The sequence below is a fragment of the Stenotrophomonas humi genome (genome assembly GCF_001431415.1).
GTDB classification, from domain to species: Bacteria; Pseudomonadota; Gammaproteobacteria; order Xanthomonadales; family Xanthomonadaceae; genus Stenotrophomonas; species Stenotrophomonas humi.
Map to the genome: position 1 here is coordinate 38274 of NZ_LDJI01000008.1, position 21737 is coordinate 60010.

At 65.8% G+C, this 21737-nt stretch carries 17 protein-coding genes and 1 pseudogene; 11 read left to right on the forward strand and 7 right to left on the reverse strand.

The window, feature by feature from the left end:
* The first annotated feature begins 4 nt into the window (after positions 1–4).
* On the forward strand, positions 5–832 hold the full coding sequence (locus tag ABB26_RS03990; RefSeq protein ID WP_057632296.1) for a kinase: 828 nt from the start codon (positions 5–7) through the stop codon (positions 830–832).
* Between the two features lie 188 nt (positions 833–1020).
* Here ABB26_RS03990 and ABB26_RS03995 read toward each other — a convergent pair whose 3' ends face one another.
* Positions 1021–1224 carry a dodecin family protein gene (locus ABB26_RS03995; protein WP_057632347.1) on the reverse strand — a complete coding sequence of 68 codons (204 nt, stop codon included), beginning with the start codon at positions 1222–1224 and terminating at the stop codon, positions 1021–1023.
* 99 nt (positions 1225–1323) lie between these two features.
* On the opposite strand from ABB26_RS03995, the pseudogene ABB26_RS19275 reads away from it, so the two are divergent.
* The 6 genes and pseudogenes from ABB26_RS19275 to mdtD form a co-directional block, all read left to right on the forward strand.
* Positions 1324–1860, forward strand: a pseudogene (locus tag ABB26_RS19275) (shikimate kinase); the annotation flags it as partial.
* 3 nt (positions 1861–1863) lie between these two features.
* Entirely contained in the window at positions 1864–2973 is a 1110-nt protein-coding gene (gene aroB / locus ABB26_RS04000) for a 3-dehydroquinate synthase (RefSeq protein WP_057632348.1), read from the forward strand.
* A gap of 176 nt (positions 2974–3149) precedes the next feature.
* Positions 3150–3401 (forward strand): hypothetical protein, encoded by a 252-nt coding sequence (locus ABB26_RS04005; RefSeq protein WP_057632297.1) that lies wholly within the window; start codon positions 3150–3152, stop codon positions 3399–3401.
* Positions 3402–3460: 59 nt separating this feature from the next.
* Positions 3461–4534: a uroporphyrinogen decarboxylase gene (hemE, locus tag ABB26_RS04010; RefSeq protein WP_057632298.1), complete on the forward strand. Its 1074-nt coding sequence runs from the start codon at positions 3461–3463 to the stop codon at positions 4532–4534.
* 64 nt (positions 4535–4598) lie between these two features.
* Positions 4599–5246 (forward strand): hypothetical protein, encoded by a 648-nt coding sequence (locus ABB26_RS04015; RefSeq protein WP_057632299.1) that lies wholly within the window; start codon positions 4599–4601, stop codon positions 5244–5246.
* A gap of 64 nt (positions 5247–5310) precedes the next feature.
* Entirely contained in the window at positions 5311–6732 is a 1422-nt protein-coding gene (mdtD, locus tag ABB26_RS04020; protein WP_057632300.1) for a multidrug transporter subunit MdtD, read from the forward strand.
* 51 nt (positions 6733–6783) lie between these two features.
* On the opposite strand, the gene ABB26_RS04025 is transcribed toward mdtD, so the two are convergent.
* Positions 6784–10347, reverse strand: a complete 3564-nt coding sequence (locus ABB26_RS04025; RefSeq protein WP_245626130.1) for a sensor histidine kinase — start codon at positions 10345–10347, stop codon at positions 6784–6786.
* On the reverse strand, positions 10344–13931 hold the full coding sequence (locus ABB26_RS04030) for a hybrid sensor histidine kinase/response regulator (RefSeq protein WP_083490681.1): 3588 nt from the start codon (positions 13929–13931) through the stop codon (positions 10344–10346). The genes ABB26_RS04025 and ABB26_RS04030 overlap by 4 nt, the downstream gene beginning before the upstream one ends.
* Before the next feature lie 223 nt (positions 13932–14154).
* Between ABB26_RS04030 and ABB26_RS04035 the strand changes: the two genes are divergently transcribed.
* The 3 genes from ABB26_RS04035 to ABB26_RS04045 are packed head-to-tail and all read left to right on the forward strand — an operon-like array spanning position 14155 to position 15982.
* On the forward strand, positions 14155–14838 hold the full coding sequence (locus ABB26_RS04035) for a YceI family protein (protein ID WP_057632301.1): 684 nt from the start codon (positions 14155–14157) through the stop codon (positions 14836–14838).
* On the forward strand, positions 14835–15413 hold the full coding sequence (locus ABB26_RS04040; protein WP_057632302.1) for a cytochrome b: 579 nt from the start codon (positions 14835–14837) through the stop codon (positions 15411–15413). The genes ABB26_RS04035 and ABB26_RS04040 overlap by 4 nt, the downstream gene beginning before the upstream one ends.
* On the forward strand, positions 15410–15982 hold the full coding sequence (locus ABB26_RS04045) for a YceI family protein (protein ID WP_057632303.1): 573 nt from the start codon (positions 15410–15412) through the stop codon (positions 15980–15982). The genes ABB26_RS04040 and ABB26_RS04045 overlap by 4 nt, the downstream gene beginning before the upstream one ends.
* Before the next feature lie 111 nt (positions 15983–16093).
* Here ABB26_RS04045 and ABB26_RS04050 read toward each other — a convergent pair whose 3' ends face one another.
* Genes ABB26_RS04050 through ABB26_RS04060 form a run of 3 tightly spaced genes read right to left on the reverse strand, consistent with a single transcriptional unit; the run spans position 16094 to position 17813 of the window.
* On the reverse strand, positions 16094–16516 hold the full coding sequence (locus ABB26_RS04050) for a DUF6691 family protein (RefSeq protein WP_057632304.1): 423 nt from the start codon (positions 16514–16516) through the stop codon (positions 16094–16096).
* Positions 16513–16926, reverse strand: a complete 414-nt coding sequence (locus ABB26_RS04055; protein ID WP_211261936.1) for a YeeE/YedE family protein — start codon at positions 16924–16926, stop codon at positions 16513–16515. Before ABB26_RS04055 ends, ABB26_RS04050 begins: the two co-directional genes overlap by 4 nt.
* Positions 16923–17813: an MBL fold metallo-hydrolase gene (locus ABB26_RS04060; protein WP_057632306.1), complete on the reverse strand. Its 891-nt coding sequence runs from the start codon at positions 17811–17813 to the stop codon at positions 16923–16925. The genes ABB26_RS04055 and ABB26_RS04060 overlap by 4 nt, the downstream gene beginning before the upstream one ends.
* A gap of 83 nt (positions 17814–17896) precedes the next feature.
* Between ABB26_RS04060 and ABB26_RS04065 the strand changes: the two genes are divergently transcribed.
* Positions 17897–18238, forward strand: a complete 342-nt coding sequence (locus tag ABB26_RS04065; protein ID WP_057632307.1) for an ArsR/SmtB family transcription factor — start codon at positions 17897–17899, stop codon at positions 18236–18238.
* Positions 18239–18298: 60 nt separating this feature from the next.
* On the opposite strand, the gene ABB26_RS04070 is transcribed toward ABB26_RS04065, so the two are convergent.
* The gene (locus tag ABB26_RS04070) at positions 18299–21655 is read right to left on the reverse strand and encodes a hybrid sensor histidine kinase/response regulator (RefSeq protein ID WP_057632308.1); all 3357 of its coding nucleotides are present in this window, start codon (positions 21653–21655) and stop codon (positions 18299–18301) included.
* Positions 21656–21737 lie beyond the last annotated feature (82 nt).

A 21737-nucleotide genomic window follows, 5' to 3' on the forward strand; every position in this document is an offset into this window, starting at 1 on the left:
CGCCATGTCCCCCGTTCCGCACAGTTTTTCCCCCCGCCGTTTTTCGCAGACGCTGGTCGCCCAGGCGTTGGACGATGCGCTGGCAAGCAGCGCGTCCACACCGGTGCTGGCGATCAGTGGCGTGCAGGGCAGCGGCAAGTCCACCCTGGCCGCGCAGGTGGTCGAGCTGGCACGTTCGCGCGGCCTGTGTGCCGCCGCGCTGTCCATCGACGACACCTACCTCACCCGCGCACAGCGCCAGCGCCTGGCTGACCGAATCCATCCGCTGCTGGCCACGCGCGGCCCGCCGGGCACGCACGACATGCCGTTGGCGCTGTCCACGCTGGACGCCGCCAAGGCCGGGCAATCCTTCGCGCTTCCCCGTTTCGACAAACTCGCCGACGAACGTGTCCCGGAGCTGCAGTGGAGCCAGATCGAGCGGCCGCTGGACCTGCTGGTATTTGAAGGCTGGTTCCTGGGCACGCCGGCCGAATCCGACGCTGCATTGCAGGTGCCATTGAATGCACTGGAACGCGAAGCCGATGCCGAAGGCACCTGGCGACGCTGGTGCAACCAGGCGCTGGCCGATGACTACCCGGCGCTGTGGCAGCGCTTTGACCGGCTGTGGTTCCTGCAACCGCCCAGCTTTGCGGTGGTACCGCAGTGGCGCTGGCAGCAGGAACAAGCGCTGCAGCAGGCCTCGCCGGCGCGCACCAGCATGAGCCGGCCGCAGGTGGAGCGCTTCGTGCAGTTTTATGAACGCATCAGCCGGCAGGCGCTGCGCACACTGCCGGACATCGCCGACCGCACCATCGCCCTGGATGCACAACGGCGGCCACTGGAAGAAACATGAAGCCGCTGCCATAGGAGCGGCTTGAGCCACGAGGCCAGCCACGCATCCGAAGCCCGGAACAATGCCGTCACACCGCAGGCTTGGGCCTGCGATACAACGCACTTGCCTGCGAAACACAGGATTGCTTCCGGCCTCAGGGCCGCGTCAACGTCGCGGCTTATGCCGTTCCTACAGCGCGGCGGTACCGGTTACTGCACCAGGAACGTTATCCGCAGGTTGACCCGCCACTCGACGATGTTGCCGTCGCCGTCGGTAACCGCCTTGGTTTCATTGACCCACGCGCCCTGGATGCCCTTGACGGTCTCGGCCACCTTTTTCAGCCCGGAACGCACCGCGTCTTCGATGCTGGTCTTGGACGACGCGCTGACTTCAATGATTTTCGCCACTGACATGTCCGACTCCTTGGTTGCACCACGAACCATTCGTGGAGCACCCGAGCTTGGCTGCTACCGTGTTAAGGCACTGACACGAGGTGCTAGCATCACCCAACGATGAATCCTGCCCCCAATCTCATCCTGGTAGGCCCCATGGGGGCCGGTAAAACCTGCATCGGCCGCCGCCTGGCCGAGCGCTTCGGGCTGGCGTTCGTCGATGCCGACCAGGCCATCGTCGATGACGTCGGTTCAAGCATTCCCACCATTTTCGAGAACGTCGGCGAACCCGGTTTCCGTGCCCATGAAAAACGGGTGCTGGCCGAACTGCTGGCGAAACGGGGCCAGTTGATCTCCACCGGGGGCGGCTCGGTGCTGGATGCCGACAACCGCCAGCGTCTGGGCGAACGGGGTTTCGTGGTCTATCTGCGGGTCAGCGTGCAGTCGCAGCTGCAGCGACTGCATCGCGACAAGACCCGTCCGCTGCTGCTGCGCGAAGACCGCGAGCAGGTACTGCACGCCATGGCCGAGCTACGCGACCCGCTGTACCGCGAAGTGGCCGACCTGACCATCGACACCGACCTTTACTCCCCCGCCGACGCCACCGCCCAGCTGGTGGTACGGCTTGCCGCCCAATGGCAGATTTCGGAATCCCCTCGCATGACCGCTTCCCCCCGCACCGTCGCCGTTGGTGGCGAACTCCCTTACCAGATTCATATCGGGCCGGGCCTGCTGGCCGAAGCCGACCTGCTGACCCGCGCCATCCGTGGCCGCCATGTATTGCTGGCCAGCGATGACACCGTCGCGCCGCTGTATCTGGCGCGCGTGCAGGAGGCGCTGCAGGCCGCGCGCCCGGAGCTGAAGATCGGCCAATACATCATCCCGGCCGGTGAAGCCTCCAAGACGCTGGACAACTTCGGCGGCGCGATCAACGCGCTCGCTGCACTGGGCGCCACCCGCGATGCCTGCGTGCTGGCGCTGGGCGGTGGCGTGGTCGGCGACCTGGCCGGCTTTGCCGCGGCCTGCTGGATGCGCGGCGTGGACTGCGTGCAGCTGCCCACCACGCTACTGGCGATGGTCGATTCCTCGGTCGGCGGCAAGACCGCGGTCGACATCGCGCAGGGCAAAAATCTGGTCGGTGCCTTCCACCCACCGCGTGCGGTGATCGCCGATACCAGCGCGCTGCGCACCTTGCCGGTGCGCGAACTGCGCGCCGGTCTGGCCGAGGTGATCAAGTACGGCGCCATCCGTGACCCGCTGTTCTTCCAGTGGCTGCAGGCCGAGCGCGCAGCATTGCTGGCCGGTGACGATGTCGCCCTGGCCCAGGCCATCGCGCGCAGCTGTGAGCACAAGGCCGAGATCGTCGAACGCGACCCGCTGGAAAAGGGCGAACGCGCCCTGCTCAACCTGGGCCATACCTTTGGCCACGCCATCGAAACCGCGCAGGGCTACGGCGCGCCCGGCAACGACAACCTCAACCATGGCGAAGCCGTGGCGGTGGGCATGGTGCTGGCCGCACGCTTGTCGGCGGCGCTTGGCATGGCGCCCGCGGCCGATACCGAGACCCTGCGCGACCTGCTGTTGGCCTACGGCCTGCCGGTGGCCATCCCGGCCGGACTGGCGCCCGAGGCCCTGCTCGCACACATGCGCCTGGACAAGAAGAACATCGCCGGGCGCCTGCGACTGGTCCTGTGGCGCGGCATCGGCAAGGCCGAGGTGGTGCCGGATGTGGACGAAGCCGCAGTGCTGGACGTGCTGCGTTTGGGGTGAAGCGTGTAGCTCCCCTCCCCCGGACCTGCGATGTAGGGGAGCGGGCCAGGTAGAAGCCAAGCGACCGCAGCTCCTCCCCCTTTCGTCGTCGCCACAGGGGAGGACCGGGGAGGGGAAGCGCTTGGTGCTTCTGCCAAAAGCGGCCCAAATTGCCCGCAACGGCTACAATCGCCACCATGCGCGTCCTACTGCAACAGCCGCCCAGCGGCAACGAAGCCCCCCGCTATGTACAGCTCACCCTGGTGCCGGATCTGCTCGGCGGCTGGGAGCTGCAGCGTGAGAGCGGGCAGATCGGCGGCCGTGTGCAACTGCGCCGGGAACTGTTCCTGCAGCAGCAGGAAGCCCAGCAGGCCTTCGAGAAAGGCCGTGACGCACAGATCAAGCGCGGCTTCCAGGTGATGTTCACCAGCGGCCTGCAACAACCCTGATCGGCTCCTCCCCTGGCCGCACGACGCGGCCGGCGCCGTTCCCTATCCAGGAGTTCTTCGTGACCAGCCCACTTCGCAACGACCGCTTCCTGCGCGCCCTGCGCCGCGAGCCCGTGGACTGCACCCCCGTCTGGCTGATGCGTCAGGCCGGCCGTTATCTGCCGGAGTACCGCGCCACCCGCGCCCGCGCCGGCAGCTTCCTGGGCATGGCCAAGAACCCGGAAGTCGCCTGTGAAGTGACCCTGCAGCCGCTGGAGCGCTTCGATCTGGATGCGGCGATCCTGTTCTCGGACATCCTCACCGTGCCGGACGCGATGGGCCTGGGCCTGTACTTCGTCGATGGCGAAGGCCCCAAGTTCAAGCACCCGATCCGTGACGTTGCCGCTGTCGACAAGCTGGCCGTGCCCGACATGGAATCCGAGCTGGGCTACGTGATGGACGCGGTACGCCTGATCCGCCGCGAGCTGGACGGCAAGGTGCCGCTGATCGGTTTTTCCGGCAGCCCGTGGACGCTGGCCTGTTACATGATCGAAGGCGGCGGCAGCAAGGATTTCGCGCGTATCAAGGCCATGGCGCTGAACGAGCCCCAGGCCCTGCACAAGCTGCTGAACGTGGTGACCGATGCGGTCATCGCCTATCTGTCGGCGCAGCGCGCGGCCGGCGCACAGGCGCTGCAGGTGTTCGATACCTGGGGCGGCGTGCTCGGCCCGGCGATGTACCGCGAATTCTCGCTGCGTTATCTCAACCGCATCGCCGCGGAGTTGAAGCGCGGCGAAGGCGCTGACCGTACCCCGCTTATCCTGTTCGGCAAGGGTACCGGCCAGTACGTGTCCGAGCTGGCCGCCAGTGGCGCTGAAGGCATTGGCGTGGACTGGACCATCAGCCTGGAAGACGCTGCCCGCGCTGCCGCAGGCAAGGCCGCGCTGCAGGGCAACCTGGACCCGACCACGCTGTACGGCTCGCCCGACGCGATCACCCGCGAAGTCGGCAAGGTGCTGGAAAGCTATGCCGCCGGCAACAACGGTTCGCTTGAAGGCCACGTGTTCAACCTGGGCCACGGCATGTCGCCGGACATGAACCCGGATCATGTCGCAGTGCTGGTGGATGCCGTGCATCGCCTCAGCCGACGCTGACCCCCCATCTGCCGGGAGAGGGTTTTGCCCTCGCCCGGCATTGGCGGTTCCAGGAAGGAAGGCCATGCCAACCATCACTACGTTGCTGCTGTCATCGCTGCTGGCATTGATCACCTGCACCGCGCAGGCGCATGCCGAAGGCGCCGCAGACAAGCCGTTGCCACTGCAGCGCAACGACTTCCCTACACTCGCGGCAAACGATCAGATCCAGCGTCTGGTGATCTTCGACCCCGATGTTGAGGATTTCCCCGTGCGCTGCGAGCAGTTGCGCATCGCCAGGCGGGCTGAGCTTTCGCCACGCTGGCAGCCGGTGATCGACCGGCTCACGCTGACGTCCTGCGAGGTCACCGCCTTCGACGACGGCGAAACCTACCTGACCTACGACGCCCACGCCACGTTCAAGCCCGCTGCGGCCACGCTGCAGGGCCTGCCCGTGATCGGCTATGAAGAAGCCATGGGTGCAATGCACATCCGCCAGAGCTACGACGTGGATGCGCCCATCGCACAACTGCTCAAGGCCATGCGGCCGCTGATCGAACACGATTGCCTACCGATGCTGCAGCTCAATCCGATGGCCGTGCCGACCTGCGCCATGAGCTACGACGGCGAAGCCTGGTCGGTGATCGTCGGCGAACTCAACCATACCGTCTGGTTGCGCGCGAACCCCGACAACCCCGCGCGCTCGTTGTACGAGGTCAGTGGCGGCGACTGATCTACGCAGCATCTGCACACCGCAGAGCGGACAATGGCGACCTGCAATTCTGTGAACCGTCCTGATGCCCGCTCCCGTTTCCAGCCCCTTGCCAGCCAGTAATACCCACAAGCCGCTGCTATGGCTGGTGTCGCTGGCCATCTTCATGCAGATGCTGGATTCGACCATCGTCAACACCGCCCTGCCGGCAATGGCGCGCAGCCTCGGCGAAAGCCCGCTGCAGATGCAGTCGGTAGTGTTCAGCTACGCATTGGCGGTGGCCAGCTTCATTCCGGCTTCGGGCTGGATCGCCGACCGTTTCGGCACGCGCCGCACCTTCTTCGCGGCCATCATTCTGTTCACCCTGGGGTCGCTGGCCTGCGCCCTGTCGCCAACGCTGCAATGGCTGGTGGCTTCGCGCGTGCTGCAAGGCATCGGCGGCGCGATGCTGCTGCCGGTCGGTCGCCTGGCGGTGATGCGCACGGTGCCGCGCGATCAGTTCCTGGCGGCGATGAGTTTCATCGCCATCCCGGCGTTGATCGGCCCCCTGCTGGGGCCAACGCTCGGCGGCTGGCTGGTGGAAGTGGCGTCATGGCACTGGATCTTCCTGATCAACCTGCCCATTGGCGTGATCGGCCTGATCGCAGCGGTGCGGATCATGCCCGACCACTACGCCCAACGGAAACACCGCTTCGACCTGGCCGGCTACCTGATGCTGGCCTTCGGCATGGTGGCGCTGTCACTGGCGTTGGATGGCGTGTCGGCGATCGGTTCGGCGCAGGCATTGGTGATCCTGCTCGCGGTCATCGGCATCGCCGCGCTGGTCGGCTATTGGCTGCATGCGGCCAACAGCCGCGAGCCGTTGTTCTCGCTGTCGCTGTTCCACATTGCCAGCTTCCGCATCGGCATCCTTGGCAATCTGTTCTCACGTATCGGCAGCGGCGCGATGCCGTTGTTGATTCCACTGTTGCTGCAGGTGGGCATGGGCATGAGCCCGATGACTGCCGGCATGATGATGATTCCCGTGGCGCTGGCCGGCATGGTGGCAAAACGTGCGGCGGTGTCGCTGGTGATGCGCTTTGGCTACCGCCGCATCCTGATGATCAACACGGTCTGCGTTGGCCTGGCGATGGCCAGTTTCGCGCTGATCAACGCGCATCAACCGTTGTGGTTGCAGCTGGTGCAGCTGGCCATCTTCGGCGCGGTGAACTCGATGCAGTTCACCGTGATGAATACCGTGACCCTGCGTGACCTGGACATGGAACAGGCCAGCAGCGGCAACAGCTTGCTGTCGATGGTGATGATGCTGGCCACCGGCTTTGGCGCGGCCACTGCGGGCAGCCTGCTGGCAACGTTCGGCACCCATATCGTGGGCCACGGCGCGACCGCGGCATTGCATGCCACCTTCGTGTGCGTGGGTGCGATCACCCTGAGCTCGACGCTGGTGTTCTGGCAGCTGCCGGAGAGCCGCCCGCATCCACGCGCGGTGGAAGAAGTGGCCGAGTAGGCAGCCTTTACAACGCGACAGCCCGGGAAAGCGCGGTGAATCCCGGGTGCATCAGCTGCGCGGCGGCAGACCTTGTTCGCGTCGGCGCTGCGCATCAAGCACGCCGGCGATGGCTTCCAGCAGCATCTGCGCGGTAACCGGCTTGCGCAGGAAATCGTCGAAGCCGGCCCTGCGTGCCTGCGGTTCGGCCTCGCTGTCCGAGCGCGCCGTCACCGCGATCAGCGGCATCTCGTAGCCCATCGTGCGCAGTTGCAGGGCCAGGCCGAAGCCATCGATGCCCGGCAGGTCCAGGTCCAGCAGTGCCACGTCGAAATGCGTGTTCGACACTTCGGCCAGTGCCGCCAGACCATGCGCGGCATGTATCACCGAGTGACCATGCACCTCGAGCAACCCACAGATCACCGCAGCGATGGTGGCATCGTCTTCCACCAGCAATACCTGCTGTGGTGGCAGCGCGCTCCATGCACTGGCGCCGCCGCCATGGATGCTGGCCTCCGATGCCAGTTCCCAGGTCAGCGGCAGCTTGACGTTGAAGCAGCTGCCTTTTCCCGGCGTGCTGTCCAGGTCGATGACACCGCCCATCGCCACCGCCAGTTCATGGCAGATGGCCAAGCCCAATCCGCTACCGCCGTAACGCGCGGCGGTACGTGCACCATCGGCCTGTTCAAACCGGCGGAACAGACGCTTGCGCTGCTCCAGGCTGATGCCCGGCCCTGTATCGCAGACATCGAAGCCGATCCGGCCGCCGTCTTCATCGGCAAACACACGCAGGCCCACCGCCCCTTCGCCGGTGAATTTGATGGCGTTGCCCACCAGATTGAGCAGGATCTGCCGCAGCCGCATCACGTCGCCGTTGACGCGCGTGCGCGGCGGCGCGGTGTTTTCCAGATTGAACTGCAGGCCGCGACGTTGCGCCAACGGCTCCATCAAGCCGCGCACATCGTCGAGCAGTTGCTGCAGGTCGAATGGCTGGACCTGCAGTTCCAGCCGGCCGGCCTCGATGCGCGCCAGGTCCAGCGCGTCGTTCACCAGCCGCAGCAGATGTTCACCCGCACGGCGGATTGCCTGCGTGTAACTGCGCTGACGCGCGTCCAGGTCCGATGCCAGCAGCAGTTCGCTCATGCCCAGCACGCCGGTCATCGGCGTACGCACTTCATGGCCCAGGGTGGCCAGGAAACGGGTCTTGGCCAGCGATGCCTGTTCGGCAAGCTCCTGCTTGTGCCGCGCCAACTGCCACTCATTGCGGCGACGCAGGCGGCGCCGGTACAGCCAGGCGCCCCACAGCAACAAGGCCACGCCCAACACGATGAACACCATCAGGCCACCGGCACTGCGCCACCACGGCGGCTGCACGCGGAAGCTCAGGATCCTGGCACGCGACCAGACGTTGTCCGATGTCGCCGCCTGGACTTCCAGCTGATACGTCCCCGGCGCCAGCCGCGAGAACACGCGCTCGCCGGCCGCCCCCACCTCCACCCAGTCGGAGTCATAGCCGGCCAACCGGAAGCGGTAGGTATTGGTCGCCGAGTCGGCAAAGGACAGCAGCCGCGCCACGATACGCAGGTCACGATCCCCTTCGTGGATCAGCAGCACCGGTTCATGCGTGAGGTCCTGCTCACCGTCGCCACGGCGCACGCTCACCCGCTCGATCACCAGCGGCGGCTGTCGCGTGGACGGCCTGACCAGGGCCGGGTCGAACAACACCACGCCATCGGGCGTGCCGCCGGCCAACTGGCCGCTACGCGCCTGCACCAGTGTGCGGCGCCGGAACTCCTGCCCGGGCAGACCGTCATGCACGCCGTACAGGCGTACCGAACGGCTGGCCGGATCGATGCGGATCAGGCCACGGGGACTGATCGCCCATGCCACCCCCTGTGCATCCACCACCAGGCCGCTGGGTGCCAGCATCGGGAAGCCACGGTTGGCACCCACGCTGTCCAGCAACGCCATGCGCTGCCCATCCCACAGATAGCTTTCCATCCGCCCCAGCGTGCCGATCCAGGCCACGCCACTGTCGGTGACATTGAAGGTGGACACGCGCCCCGTTGGTGCGCCCGGCACCTGCATGAAGCGCGCCTGCTGCGGCTGCCACGCCAACAGCCCGGAGCCGGTGGCCAGCCACAGGTTGTCGTGCGGGCCACACTGCATTTCCTCGACCGGCGCGGTCGGCAGGCCCGCCTGGCCCTGCAGCACATGCAGCAGCACCCGCCCTTCGGCATCACGCTGCTGCATGCCGCCATCTTCCGAGTACACCCAGATGCGACCACCGTCGCAACTGCGGATGATGTCGGCATCCCCCAGCATCGCCGCGTCGCGGGAGTCATCACGGCGCCAACGGCGCACGCTCCGGTCGCGAGGGTCGTAACGCACCAGCTCGTCCAGACTGCCGACCCACACCTGCCCCAGCGGATCTTCGGCCAACGATTGCGGCCAGTTGTTGCCGTTCACCCGCTCCAGGTGATGCCGTACTTCGCCGCTTGCCGGGTCAAACCAATCCAACGCACCGCGCGTACCCACCACCCAGATGCCGCCGGAGCTCGAAGCGGCCAGCGCCATGGGATAGGGATTACGCAACGAGGCAGGGTCGTCCTGATGTCGGGACAACACCGAGAACTGGCGCCAACTGGGCGACAGATGCCACAGTCCGGCATTGGTGCTGGCAAACCACAGCCCGCCTTCGCGATCTTCGTAGGCACTGGTCCAGTTCGGCTTGACCAGCCCACGTTCCTGCATGCTGTACAGCGGCACGTTGCGCACCGCACCGCTGCGGATGCGGCCCAACCCGTCCACCGTATCCAGCCAGTAACTGCCGTCGGCCGAGAATTCCAGCATGTTGAACACGTCCTGCGCACCGGCACCCAGCCAGGACGCTCGCTCGAAACGCCCATCGGGCTGGCGCACCACCAGCCCGGCGTTGGTGGCTACCCATAGCCGTCCCTGGCGATCCACCTTGAGCCCGTTGATGCGATCCGAAGGCAGCACGTCCGCACCGATACGCTCGAAGCCGGTGCCGGTCCAGCGCGCCAACCCACCCTTGGTGCCGACCCACAAGCTGCCATCGGCCATCGTCACCAGATAGGTCACGGCCGCCGCAGGCAGGCTGCCGGCGTCACCCTGCACCGGCATGAAGCGATCGATGACCCCATCCGCATCCAGCCGATACAGGCCGGCGGTAGAGGTGCCAAACCACACGCTGCCATCAGGCGTGGACGTGATCGCCCAGACCGTGTTGCTGTTGATCTGCGGGAAATGCTGCTTGTCGTAGAAGCGGAAACTGCGGCGGTCTGCGCTCAGCATCACCAACCCGGCACTCTGGGTACCGACCCACAGGCGGTTGGACGCATCCACATGCAGGCTCCAGACCTGGTTGTCACGCAGCCCGTCTTCGGCGCGCCAGATGCGGTAATTGCGGCCGTCGTAGCGGGCCAGTCCATCACGGCTGCCCAGCCACAGATAGCCGGTGTGGTCTTCGGCAAAGGCATTGATGTTGCTCGACGGCAGGCCGTCGGCCACGGTGAGCTGGCGCGGCTGTGGCGTCGCCGGCACTTCGGCCCTGGCACCCTGCGCGAGCAACAGCAGGCAGGCCAATGCGCTGCCAACGATCTCCTTGATCAAACCTCACTCCCTTGCACGCCGGCATCGGACGCAGCCGCCCGGGCCTGGGCATTGCGGCTGCGCGTCAGTATGTGGGCAATGGCGCTGATCAGCAGCTGCCCGGTCAGCGGCTTGCGCAGGAAGCCATCCATGCCCGCCTCCAGCGCCAGCCGCTCGGCTTCGGCATCCGAACGCGCCGTCACCGCAATCAGCGGAAACTCATGGCCCTGGCTGCGCAGCTGCCGGGCCAGGGCCAGACCATCGAGCGCGGGCAGGTCCAGATCGAGCAGACCGACATCGAATGCACGCACCGCCACTTCGGTCAGTGCCGCCAGCCCGTGCGGTGCATGCACCACATTGTGGCCACGCACGTTGAGCAGCCCGCTGATGACCTGCGCCACGGTGGCATCGTCCTCGACCAGCAATACGTTCAATGCATGGCCTATCGCCGGCTCGACACCTTCAACCGATGCGTCCTGCTCGGCAATCGTTTCCCAGGGCAACGGCAGCGCCACCAGAAACCGGGCACCGCTGCCCAGTCGGCTTTCCAGGGTGATGCCACCGCCCATCGCAATCGCCAGCTCCTGGCAGATCGCCAGGCCCAGACCGCTGCCGCCATAGCGCGATGCGGTACGCGGCCCTTCGGCCTGTTCAAAACGATGGAACAGGCGCGCCTGCTGCTCTTCGTTGATGCCCGGCCCGGTATCACTTACCACCAGCTCGATGCCGGCGTGGTCGGGACGCAATGTCACCGACAAACCCACCTTGCCCTGTTCGGTGAACTTGATGGCATTGCCCAGCAGGTTCATCAGGATCTGTCGCAACCGCATCGCGTCACCGCGTACGCGCACCGGCGTTGCGAACGGCTCGCCGCGCTCGAACACCAGGCCCCTGCGCTCGGCCATGGGCGCCATCAGCGAGATCACATCTTCCAGTACACGGCCCAGATCGAACGGCTGGTTCTCCAGCTCGAGCTTCCCCGATTCGATGCGCGCCAGGTCCAGCGCGTCGTTGACCAGCCGCAGCAGGTGCGTACCCGCCTGTTGAATGGCGCCGGCATAGCGCTGCTGGCGTGCGTCCAGTTCGGTATCCAGCAGCAGCTCGCTCATGCCCAGCACACCGGTCATCGGTGTGCGTACTTCATGCCCCAACGTGGCCAGGAAGCGGGTCTTGGCCAGCGATGCCTGTTCGGCAAGTTCGTGTTTATGGATGGCCAGCTGCCATTCACTGCGGCGCTGCACGCGGCGGCGATAGGCGAGCACGGCTGCGGTCGTCAGCAACAGCGCCAACAGCACATACGCGGCGATGGCCCAGGCGCTGCGCCACCAGGGTGGCGCCACGTCGATGGTCAACGTCTGTGACGGTGTCCAGGCGCCGTCGGCCACGGCGCCCTGTATTTCCAGAAGATGGCTGCCCGATGGCAGGCGCGAGAGGATGCGCTCGCCTTCGCTGCCCAGCTCAACCCAGTTCTGGTCGTAGCCGTCGATGCGGAAGCGGAAGCGGTGACGCTTGGGTTCGGCATAGGACAGCAGCCGCGCGGTGACGCGCAGGTCGCGATCATCCGGCCCCAGCTGGATCGCATCACCGACAAGACGCTGCTCCTGTGCGGCATCATTGCGGCGTACATGCACCGCATCGATCACCAGTTGCGACATCGCGCTGGCCGCCGCCACCGCATCCGGATTGAACTCCACCAAGCCGGTGGCCGACACGGCCAGGGCATCGCCACAACCGGCATGGGCCGGTGGACGGCTGGTGAACTCCACGTCCGGCAGTCCGTCGCCCTCGTCGAGTACCTGCAAGCGCTCACCCTGCGGCTGCCACCACACCAAGCCACGCGGGGTGGTCGCCCACAACTGGCCCGAGCAACCCAGCACCAGGCCGCCCATCGATACCGCCGGCACGCCCTCGGCCGCACCCAGACTGCGCTGCAGGACGAAGCCGCTGCCCTGTGGCCGATAGAACTCCAGCACCCCTTCGCGGCCCGCCCACAGGCTGCCGTCGGCGGCAAAGGCAACGTCATACACCATCCCCGCGGCGATCCCCGGCACCGGCACGAAACGACCGTTCTCGAACCGCAGCACGCCGCCACCACCCGCAACCCACACGCGGCCGGATGCATCCACGCGCAACTGCTCGACCAGCTTTTCCGGCAGGCCCGGGGCAACCCCAGCCGGGTAGTCAGCCAGCAGGCGGCCGTCCGCCGCACGGTGCTGCAGGCCGTGGTTGATGATCGACAGCCACACGCTGCCATCGGGCGCCAGCCGCATCAGGTCGGCCCGGCGTTGCGGGTCATCGCCTACGCCCAGGTCCACCCGCGTGAAGTGCCCGTCAGCCGGCCGGTACAGTGCGACACTGCCGGCACGCCCGGTCCAGACCCGGCCGTCCTGGCCACGCAATACCGACCAGTTGCTGCCTTTGCCCAGCTGCGCCTCGCCGGCCAGCAACGACAACCGGCCATCGTGGTCGAGCCGGTGCACGCCATGCGCCCCGGCAATCAGGAAGCCATCACCGTCAACGGCAGCGTTGAGCAGGTACAGGCTTTCCAGCGACTGCCCGTCGAGCTGGTAGTGGGTGGAGAAGCGCGTCCAGTCCGGCCGCAGGTAAGCCATCCCCTGGGTCAGCATCGCCATCCACACGCCGCCCTCGTGATCCTGCAGCAGGTCCAGCACGCCGCTGCGCGCGGTGAGGAAGCTGCTGCCCAGGTCACCGTCCAGCAACCGCAGCGTTTTGGCATCGCCGCGATACATGCCATTGGCGGTACCCATCCAGTAACCACCATCGCGGTCATGCAGCACCACTGCCGCGCGTGTCTGCGCGGCTTCCGGCCAGGGCGCAGGCAGCACCGAACCATCGTCCATTACCCGGTACAAACCCTCGTCCGTGCCCGCCCAGATGCCGCCATTGCGATCGCCACTGAGGCGAATGACGTCCTTGTCCTGCAGCAACGGCGAGACAATCCGGGTGAAACGGTCATCGGCCGCGTCCCAGCGCGCCAGCCCGGACGCCGTCCCCACCCACACCACCTTGCCGCCATTGCCGGCAAGCAGTGAGTAGATGGTGTCGTCCGGCAGGCTGCGCGGATCATCGGCCTGATGCTGGTAATGGCTGACGCGGCCATCGGCATGCAGGCGGCAGATGCCGGTGCCGCTGGTACCGACCAACAGATCCGCACCGCTGCTTGCCAACGCCCAGACCTGCTGCGGACAGGTTTCCTCCAGGAGGGGGAAACGTTGGAACTGCTGCCGGTCGGCATCCAGCATGGCCAGGCCAGCGCCATTGCCGCCTACCCAGATCCGATCCCGGGCATCAATGGCCATGACTTCCAGCGCATTGCCCGGCAGCGATCCCGGGCGCTGCGGATCGTGCCGCCATACCTGCAGCTCTTTGCCGTCATAGCGGGCCAGGCCATCGTCGGTGGCTGCCCAGACATAGCCCTGGCGATCCTGCGCCAGCGCCAGCACCATCCGCGACGGCAAGCCTTCGGCCACCCCCAGGCGACGCAACCGGGGCGTCTCGGCCAGGTCGGAGGCCATGCTCCAGCAGGGCCACAGGGCCAGCAGCAACACAACACCCAAACGGCTACAGTCCAGCATCCATTTCATCAGCGTCCGGCACTCCTTGCGCTGCCATCCTGGTCTCCAGGAGCCCTCACGGCAAACGCTACAACCCCCTCGCAAGGGGCCGACTTTAGCGTCCACAGCCAGGCGCGGCAAAGAAGTTCCCGACGATCGCAGGCGGCCCCGTAACAAACCGTTGCGCAATATGGCCACAAACCCATGGCTGCATCCGCCTAGAATCCCCTTCATTCCAACCCGGAGCCGGACCTTGCTGCGACTCCTCCTGCTGTTGACCTTGAGCCTGCTGCCCTTGGCGGCCGGTGCCGCGCCCGACCGTTACCGGTTGGACCCGGTGCATACGCGGGTGCTGTTCGCCATTGAACATGCCGGCTTCTCGCAGGCACTGGGCACGGTATCGGGTAGCGAAGGCGTGCTCCAGTTCGACCCGGACGATTGGACCAGCGCACAACTGGATGTGAGCGTTCCCATCCACCGGCTGGATCTGGGCGACGACAAATGGAACCAGGCCACGTTGGCGCGCAACCTGCTCGATGGCGAACGCTTTCCGCAGGCACGTTTCGTCTCCGACCGGGTCGAGCCCATCGATGCCCGACATGCCCGCGTCTTTGGTCAACTGAGCCTGCGCGGTGTGACCCGCGAGGTAGTACTGGACGTCACTCTCAACGCGCTCAAACGCCATCCGCTGCCGCCGTTCCGGCGAACCGCCGGATTTTCTGCCACCACCACCTTGAGCCGCGCCGAGTTCGGTATCGACGCGTGGAAATCGGTCATCGGTGACCGCGTCGAGCTGCGCATCGAGGTCGAAGCCGTCCGCGATGGCAATGCCGAAGCCCCGACCGCTCCTTCCGACATTCCTTCCACACCACCTGACGACACACTCCAGGATGCGGCCGACGCCGCCCTGAAACTTGAACAAGGAAACCACCCATGACCCTGAAGAACACCCACGATCGCTGGGGCAGCGTCAGCAAATCCCTGCATTGGCTGATCGCAGTGCTGATCCTGGCCCTGGGCATCGTCGGCTTGACCATGGGCGAATTCCCCAAGACACCCAAGTATTTCTGGATCTACACGATGCACAAATCCATCGGCATCACCGTGCTGGTGCTGGTAGTCACGCGCCTGCTATGGCGCGTATATGCCGGTGCACCGCAGGCCATACCGGGCACGCCCAGCTGGCAGCAGCGCATCGCCTCGGCCACGCATTGGCTGCTGTACGTGATGATGTTCGCCATCCCGCTGTCCGGCTGGCTGTACGACTCGGCCAGCGGCCTGCGCCCGTTCAAGCTGTTCGGCCTGTTCGACATGCCCAAGCTGGTCGCCCCGAGTGACCAGATCAGTCAGGTTTCCCACGCCATCCATGAGTGGGGTTTCTGGGCACTGATCCTGATGGTGCTGGCACATGCCGGCGCGGCGCTCTTCCACCACATTCAACAACGTGATGCCACTCTTGTCCGCATGCTGCCGCAAGGCTGGCTCAACATCCCCCAGAAGGAATCCGCATGAACATCAAGCTCACTTCCCCGGCCGCCGTGGCCGCCGCCCTCGCCGGCATGCTGGCCGCCGCGCCGGTGTTCGCCGCCGACTATGTGCAGGCGCCGGGCACCGGTTCGATTCTGGTGTTCGCCACCAAGTACGACGGTGAAGTGTTCACCGGCACCTTCCCGGGCTTCCAGACCCAGCTGAGCTTCGACCCCGCAGACCCCGCCACGGCCAAGCTCGACGTCACCATCCCGCTGGCCGGCGCCAAGAGCGGCAACAGCGACCGCGACTCCACCCTGCAGGGCCCGGACTTCTTCAACGTTGCCTCCTTCGCGCAGGCGCGCTACACCGCCAACGGCTTCCGTGCGCTGGGCAACAACCAGTTCGCTGCCGATGGCACGCTGGAACTGCATGGCGTCAGCAAGCCGGTCAGCTTCACCTTCACCTGGGCACCGGGGGCGCAACCGGTGCTGACCGGCAAGGCCACCGTGAAGCGCCTGGATTTCGGCGTGGGCGGCGGCGACTGGGCCGACACCAAGACCATCCCCAACGAAACGGCGATCAGCACCATCGTCAAGTTCAACGCCAAGTAAGAACATGCCCGGCCATCCCTTGATGCCCGGGCAATATCGACGGTAGTGCCGAGCCATGCTCGGCAATGCCCACCGGCACCCCCCCAGCGCAGCATCGCTGCGCTGTATTGTTCAGCGCCCGCGCAGCACCCGGTGCAGCAGCATGCCGCCGATCATCGCCGGTACGAACCACAGCGCTTCGGGTGACAACACGCCCAACCCGACCAACGCCGGGCCGGGGCAATACCCCGCCAGCCCCCAGCCAATTCCAAACAGTGCCGCGCCCAGCAGCAATGGCCGGTCGATGGCGCGCAGATCTGAAATCTGAAAGCGTGCTGCAAACACGGGCGTGGGCCGCCGCAGTACAAGGCGGAACAACACCATCGTGGTCAGCACCGCACCGCCCAGCACGAACAACAATGCCGGGTCGAAATCACCAGAAACATCGAGGAAACCGAGGATGCGCAGTGGATCGGTCATTCCCGACACCGCAAGGCCAAGCCCGAACAATGCGCCGGACAACAACGCGGCCAATGTGATGCGTGTGCCGCTCATGCCAGGTGCCTCACGACATAGGTCGTAGCGATCGCCGTCAACATGAAGGTCAACACCGCGATCAGGGAACGCGGCGACAACCGGCCCAGGCCGCAGACGCCATGACCACTGGTGCAGCCATTGCCCATGCGCGTGCCAAAACCGACCAACAGGCCTGCAATCACCAGCAGCACCGGTGGAAACCCCTGTCGCGGCGCATAGGCGCCCGGCACCCACCACAACCACGCTGCGCCAGCACCGACCAGGCCAAGCAGAAAAGCCACCCGCCATGCCACTTCACCACGGCGCGGCATCACCACACCGCCAAGAATGCCGCTGATGCCGGCGATGCGACCGGTCAGCCACAACAGCAGCGTCGCAGCCACACCGATCAACACGCCACCTGCCAGCGCGCTCATCCAGGCATTCACCGCCCCTGCCCCATCTGATCCAGCGGCAAACGGAAATAACGGACGCCATTGCCATCGGCTTCCGGCAGACGGCCACCGCGGATGTTGACCTGCAACGCAGGCAGGATCAGCCGCGGCACCGGCAACGTCGCATCACGCTGCAGACGCATCTGCACGAAGGCAGCCTCGTCGGTGCCGCCCTTCAGATGCACGTTGTCCAGCTTCTGCTCACCAATGCTGGTCTGCGGCTGCGCGTCACGTTTGCCGCCGGGATAGTCATGGCACAGGAAGATGCGCGTGGATTCCGGCAGCGCCAGAATCTTCTGGATCGACGCATACAGGCAATGCGCATCACCTCCAGGGAAGTCGGTACGCGCCGTGCCGGTATCGACGGCAAACATCGTGTCACCGATGAAAGCCGCATCGCCGATCACATAGGTCAGGCTGTCATCGGTGTGCCCCGGGGTGGCGAACACCCGCGCCTGCAATGGACCGATGCTGAAGCGGTCACCGTCAACGAACAGGCGATCGAACTGGCTACCGTCGGCGGTGAATTCATCGCCCAGACCAAACAGCGTCTTGAAACGCTGCTGCACCTGGATGATGCCGCGGCCGATGGCCACCGGCGCGTGCAAGGTGTCGGCCAGATAGCCGGCCGCACTGAGGTGGTCGGCATGCGCATGGGTTTCCAGTATCCACTCCACTTTCAGCCGCCGCTCGCGTACGAATGTCAGCACCGCATCGGCCGAGGTAGTGCTGATGCGTGCACCGGCCGCTTCGTAGTCCAGTACCGGGTCGATGATTGCCGCCGAGCCATCCACCTGGTCGTAAACCACGTAGGTGAAGGTGCCGGTGTCCTTGTCGAAGAACGCCTCAACCCGCGGTGCGGGGATCGAAGTCTGGCTCATGCAAACGCCCGTCTTTGTAATTTAGATTTTTCTAAATTATATTGGCCGCCAGCAAATCACAAGCCCTCGGCCAACGCCCGTACATGAATGCGACTGATCTCGATATTGCGCGGATGCAGGCCCATGCCGAACAGGCCGCGCAGCTGCTCAAATCCCTTGCCCACCCCGCACGTCTGCGCGTGTTGTGCCAGCTGGTGGAAGGCGAAGCTTCGGTAACTGAATTGCAGGCCCAGGCCGGATTGTCGATGTCGGCGCTGTCACAGCACCTTGCGCTGATGCGTGAGGCGGCCCTGGTCAGTACCCGCCGCGAGGGCCAGACCATTTTCTATGCACTGGCCGACAGCCCTGCACTGGGTGTGATGCAGGCGCTGCATGCGGCGTATTGCGGCAACAGGAAGCCCAAGCGCGGCAAAACCAAGCGATAGGCCCGGCCACACTCCCCACATCGCGACTTCGCGGACGCCGCTCCTGCAAACTCCACGCGCTTACGATTGCGTTTTCTGCGCCACCGTACGTGCCGCCAGCAAACGATCCAGGATGGATTTCAGGGCCAGTGGCCGCACCGGCTTCTGCAGCAGTGTCAAACCCTGCTCCAGCACTTCTCGGCGTGTGGCAAGACTGTCGTCAGCGCTCAGAATCAGGGTCGGTCGCGCACCGAAAACCTCGCCCAACCGCAGCTGCAACGCGGTACCGGTATCGCCGTCGTCAAGGTTGTAGTCGAACAACCACAACATCGCCGGTTGCCGCTCCATCGCCGCGAATGCTTCCGCGTCGCCCGATGCCTCGGCCACCGCATAACCCCAACCTCGCAGCAAGCCAGCCAATGCGGCCAACGCCGCCGGATCGTTGTCCACCACCAGCACCGGCACCGCATTGCCGGACGCGCCGACAGGGGTGTTGATCGCCGTGGTCGCCGGCGGCATCGACACCGCTGATGCCACTGTCACCGAAAACACCGTACCCCTGCCCTTGTCGCTGCGCAGCCCCAGGGGCGCGTGCAGCAAACCGGCGATGCGGTCGGCAATGGCCAGCCCCAGACCCAACCCCTGCCCGCTGGTGTCCTCGCCGCGCCGGAACTCCTCGAAGATCCTGCGCTGCTCGCTCTTGGCGATACCGGGGCCGGTGTCATGCACCTCGATGCGCACCCCACTGCCCGCACGCCGGACACCGAACAACACACCACCACGCGTTGTGTAGCGCACCGCGTTGGCAAGGAAATTCTGCAGCACGCGCCGCAACAACTGTGGATCGCTGTTCACCCAGATGCGCGTGGGCACATAGTGAAAGTCCAGCCCACGCGCCGTTGCCAATGCACGGAATTCCGACGCCAGCGGATCCAGCACTTCCGCCAAGGGCAGATCGCGCGGTTGCGGCACCAGACCGCCCGCTTCCAGCCGTGACATGTCGAACAAGCCGGTCAGCAGGTCGGTCGTCGAATCCAGCGCACCGCGTATCTGCACGATGGCCTGTTGCTGCTGGCTGGATTCCACCTGTTGGGCCAGCGTGTCGGTGAACAGGTGCGCGGCGTGCAGGGGTTGCAGCAGGTCGTGACCCACCGCGGCCAGGAACCGGCTTTTGGCGTCGTTGGCACGCTCGGCCTCACGCTTGGCCGACTCCAGCAGCGCGGTACGTTCACCCACACGCTGCTCCAGCGTCTCATTGCTGCGCTTGAGCTCGCGCTCGCTGCGACGGAACGCGGTGACATCGGTGAAGGTCGCCACGAAGCCGCCCCCCGGCATCGGGTTGCCGCGGATCTCGACGATGCTGCCGTTCGGGAACACACGCTCGGTGAGATGTGGCGTACCCGCGCGCATGAACGCCAGACGCCGATCCACCGCGCGCTCACCACCGCCGCGCTGCGGCATCGCCTGCAACGCCCAGCGGGTCAGGTCCATGATCGGCCGGCCGACCTGCAGCAGTTCATCCGGGAAACCGAACATGCGTGCATACGGACGATTCCATGCCACCAGACGCTGATCGCGGTCGATCACGCTGATGCCCTGGCTCATGTTCTGCAACGCGGCCTGCAGGACCTGCTGACTGAAGCGCAGGTCCTGCGATGCTTCGCTGACGATGGCTGCCACGGTCGCCAGTTCACTGCCCTCGCGCCGCGCCGCATCCAACAGCAATCGCGCCGATGCTGCACCAAGCACGGCGGAAAGCTCACGCTCCAACTGTGCCTCGATCACCGCGGGCACCGGGCCATGGCGCGGCGCATCGGCCAGCAGCCGTTGCACTTTCTCGGACGGCAGAAAACGACGCCCGGCATCGCGCAGCGTATCCGCGTCCAGATTGCGGCTGGTGCGGTCCGGCGTGTCGCGACGCCACGCCATCGCCAGCAGCGTCACTGCCGTGCCCACGAACAGACTGGCGCCCACCGCACGCCCCAAGGGCGTCCATCCGGTCAATCCGAACAGCCCCTGCGGCGCAAGCCACTGCCAACCGAACGGCCCTTCCACCAACCATGTGGCGCTGCTGCCGTCGCCCTCAAGCAGTGATGGCAACAACAGCACCCACGCCCAGGTGAGGAAGCCGGCCAACACGCCGGCAATGGCCGCACGTGGCGGTGTCTGCGGCCGCCATATCGCGAACGCCAGCACCGGCACCAATGTCGCCAGCGCCGAGAATGAAACGCCACCGATATCAGCCAACACGTTGCCACCGCCGATCAACCGGCTGTAGCCCCACGCCAACAGCATGATCACGCAGATACCGCCGCGACGCAGCCAGACCAACTCGCGCCGATGGTCACCACCTCCCGCGCGCGCCCAAGCGCCACGCAGCAGGCCCGGTGCGAACCAATGGTTGCCGATCATCAGACTCAAGGTCAGCGTGCTGACCACCACCATGCCGGTGGCGGCGCTGAGCCCACCGAGAAACGCGAACAGCGCGATGCCCTCATGGCCCGCGGAGAACGGCAACGCCAGCGTGTACATGTCCGAGGGAACGGTGTTGCCGAGCAACGCCGTTCCCGCCCGGGCCAGCGGCAGGATCGGCAGCGCGATCAACACCAGGTACAGCGGGAACAACCAGCGCGCGGTACGCACGTCGGCCGGATCACGACACTCGACCACGCCGACGTGAAACTGATGCGGCAGCAGGAACATCGCCAGCCCGCCCAGCAGCACCAGCGGCACGAAGCCCCCGGCCGGCGCGTCGGTCAGCGGTGCGGGAGGTACTGCAGGCAGTCCATCCAGTCCAAACCAGACGAACAGGCCCAGCACCAGCATCGCGCACAGCTTGAACACCGACTCCACCGCCATCGCCAGCACCAGCCCACGGTTGTGTTCGGACACATCCGCGCGACGCGCACCAAACAGCATTGCAAACAATGCCATCGCCAGCGCCACATACAACGCGCTGTCATGCCACAGCGATCCCCCCTGGCCGGCATCCACGGCGCGTGAGGTGATCATGCTGAAACTCATCGCCACCGCCTTGAGCTGCAGCGCGATGTATGGAATCAAGCCCAACGCCGCAACCAGCGTGACCGTCGCCGCCAGCCACGCATCGCGCCCCAGGCGAGCTGCGATCAGATCGGCCAGCGATGTCGCGTTTGTTTCACGCGCCAGACGCACCAGCCGCACCATCATTCCCATGGCCAGCGCGTAGAACAGGATCGCACCGACAAAGGTCGGTGGCAGCGGCCAACCGTAGCGCGCCGCCTGGGTGACCGTTCCGTAGAACGTCCAGGACGTGCAATGCACCGCCAATGACAGCGCATACACATGTCGCCAATGCCGCGCGAACGCCGCTGGCCGACGCTCACCGTACAACGCCGCGCCGAACATCAGGGCAAGCCAGGCCAGGCCGGCCAGCGCCACGGTCACCAGACTCAACATGCAGTTACGTTCCCCAGAGACTGTCCCGCAGGATACGGAGTAAGTGCAGCGTGATGAAGGGCTGTTTCTTTACGCAAAGGGC

Bases quoted from the DNA above. Each gene is read 5' to 3' on its own strand.
- ABB26_RS04005 (WP_057632297.1), top strand. From the start codon at position 3,150: ATGCGCGTCCTACTGCAACAGCCGCCCAGCGGCAACGAAGCCCCCCGC.
- mdtD (WP_057632300.1), top strand. From the start codon at position 5,311: ATGCCCGCTCCCGTTTCCAGCCCCTTGCCAGCCAGTAATACCCACAAG.
- ABB26_RS04070 (WP_057632308.1), bottom strand. From the start codon at position 21,655: ATGTTGAGTCTGGTGACCGTGGCGCTGGCCGGCCTGGCCTGGCTTGCC.
- ABB26_RS04040 (WP_057632302.1), top strand. From the start codon at position 14,835: ATGACCCTGAAGAACACCCACGATCGCTGGGGCAGCGTCAGCAAATCC.
- ABB26_RS04060 (WP_057632306.1), bottom strand. From the start codon at position 17,813: ATGAGCCAGACTTCGATCCCCGCACCGCGGGTTGAGGCGTTCTTCGAC.
- ABB26_RS04030 (WP_083490681.1), bottom strand. From the start codon at position 13,931: ATGAAATGGATGCTGGACTGTAGCCGTTTGGGTGTTGTGTTGCTGCTG.
- ABB26_RS04050 (WP_057632304.1), bottom strand. From the start codon at position 16,516: ATGAGCGGCACACGCATCACATTGGCCGCGTTGTTGTCCGGCGCATTG.
- ABB26_RS04045 (WP_057632303.1), top strand. From the start codon at position 15,410: ATGAACATCAAGCTCACTTCCCCGGCCGCCGTGGCCGCCGCCCTCGCC.
- ABB26_RS04065 (WP_057632307.1), top strand. From the start codon at position 17,897: ATGAATGCGACTGATCTCGATATTGCGCGGATGCAGGCCCATGCCGAA.
- ABB26_RS03990 (WP_057632296.1), top strand. From the start codon at position 5: ATGTCCCCCGTTCCGCACAGTTTTTCCCCCCGCCGTTTTTCGCAGACG.
- ABB26_RS04015 (WP_057632299.1), top strand. From the start codon at position 4,599: ATGCCAACCATCACTACGTTGCTGCTGTCATCGCTGCTGGCATTGATC.
- ABB26_RS03995 (WP_057632347.1), bottom strand. From the start codon at position 1,224: ATGTCAGTGGCGAAAATCATTGAAGTCAGCGCGTCGTCCAAGACCAGC.
- aroB (WP_057632348.1), top strand. From the start codon at position 1,864: ATGACCGCTTCCCCCCGCACCGTCGCCGTTGGTGGCGAACTCCCTTAC.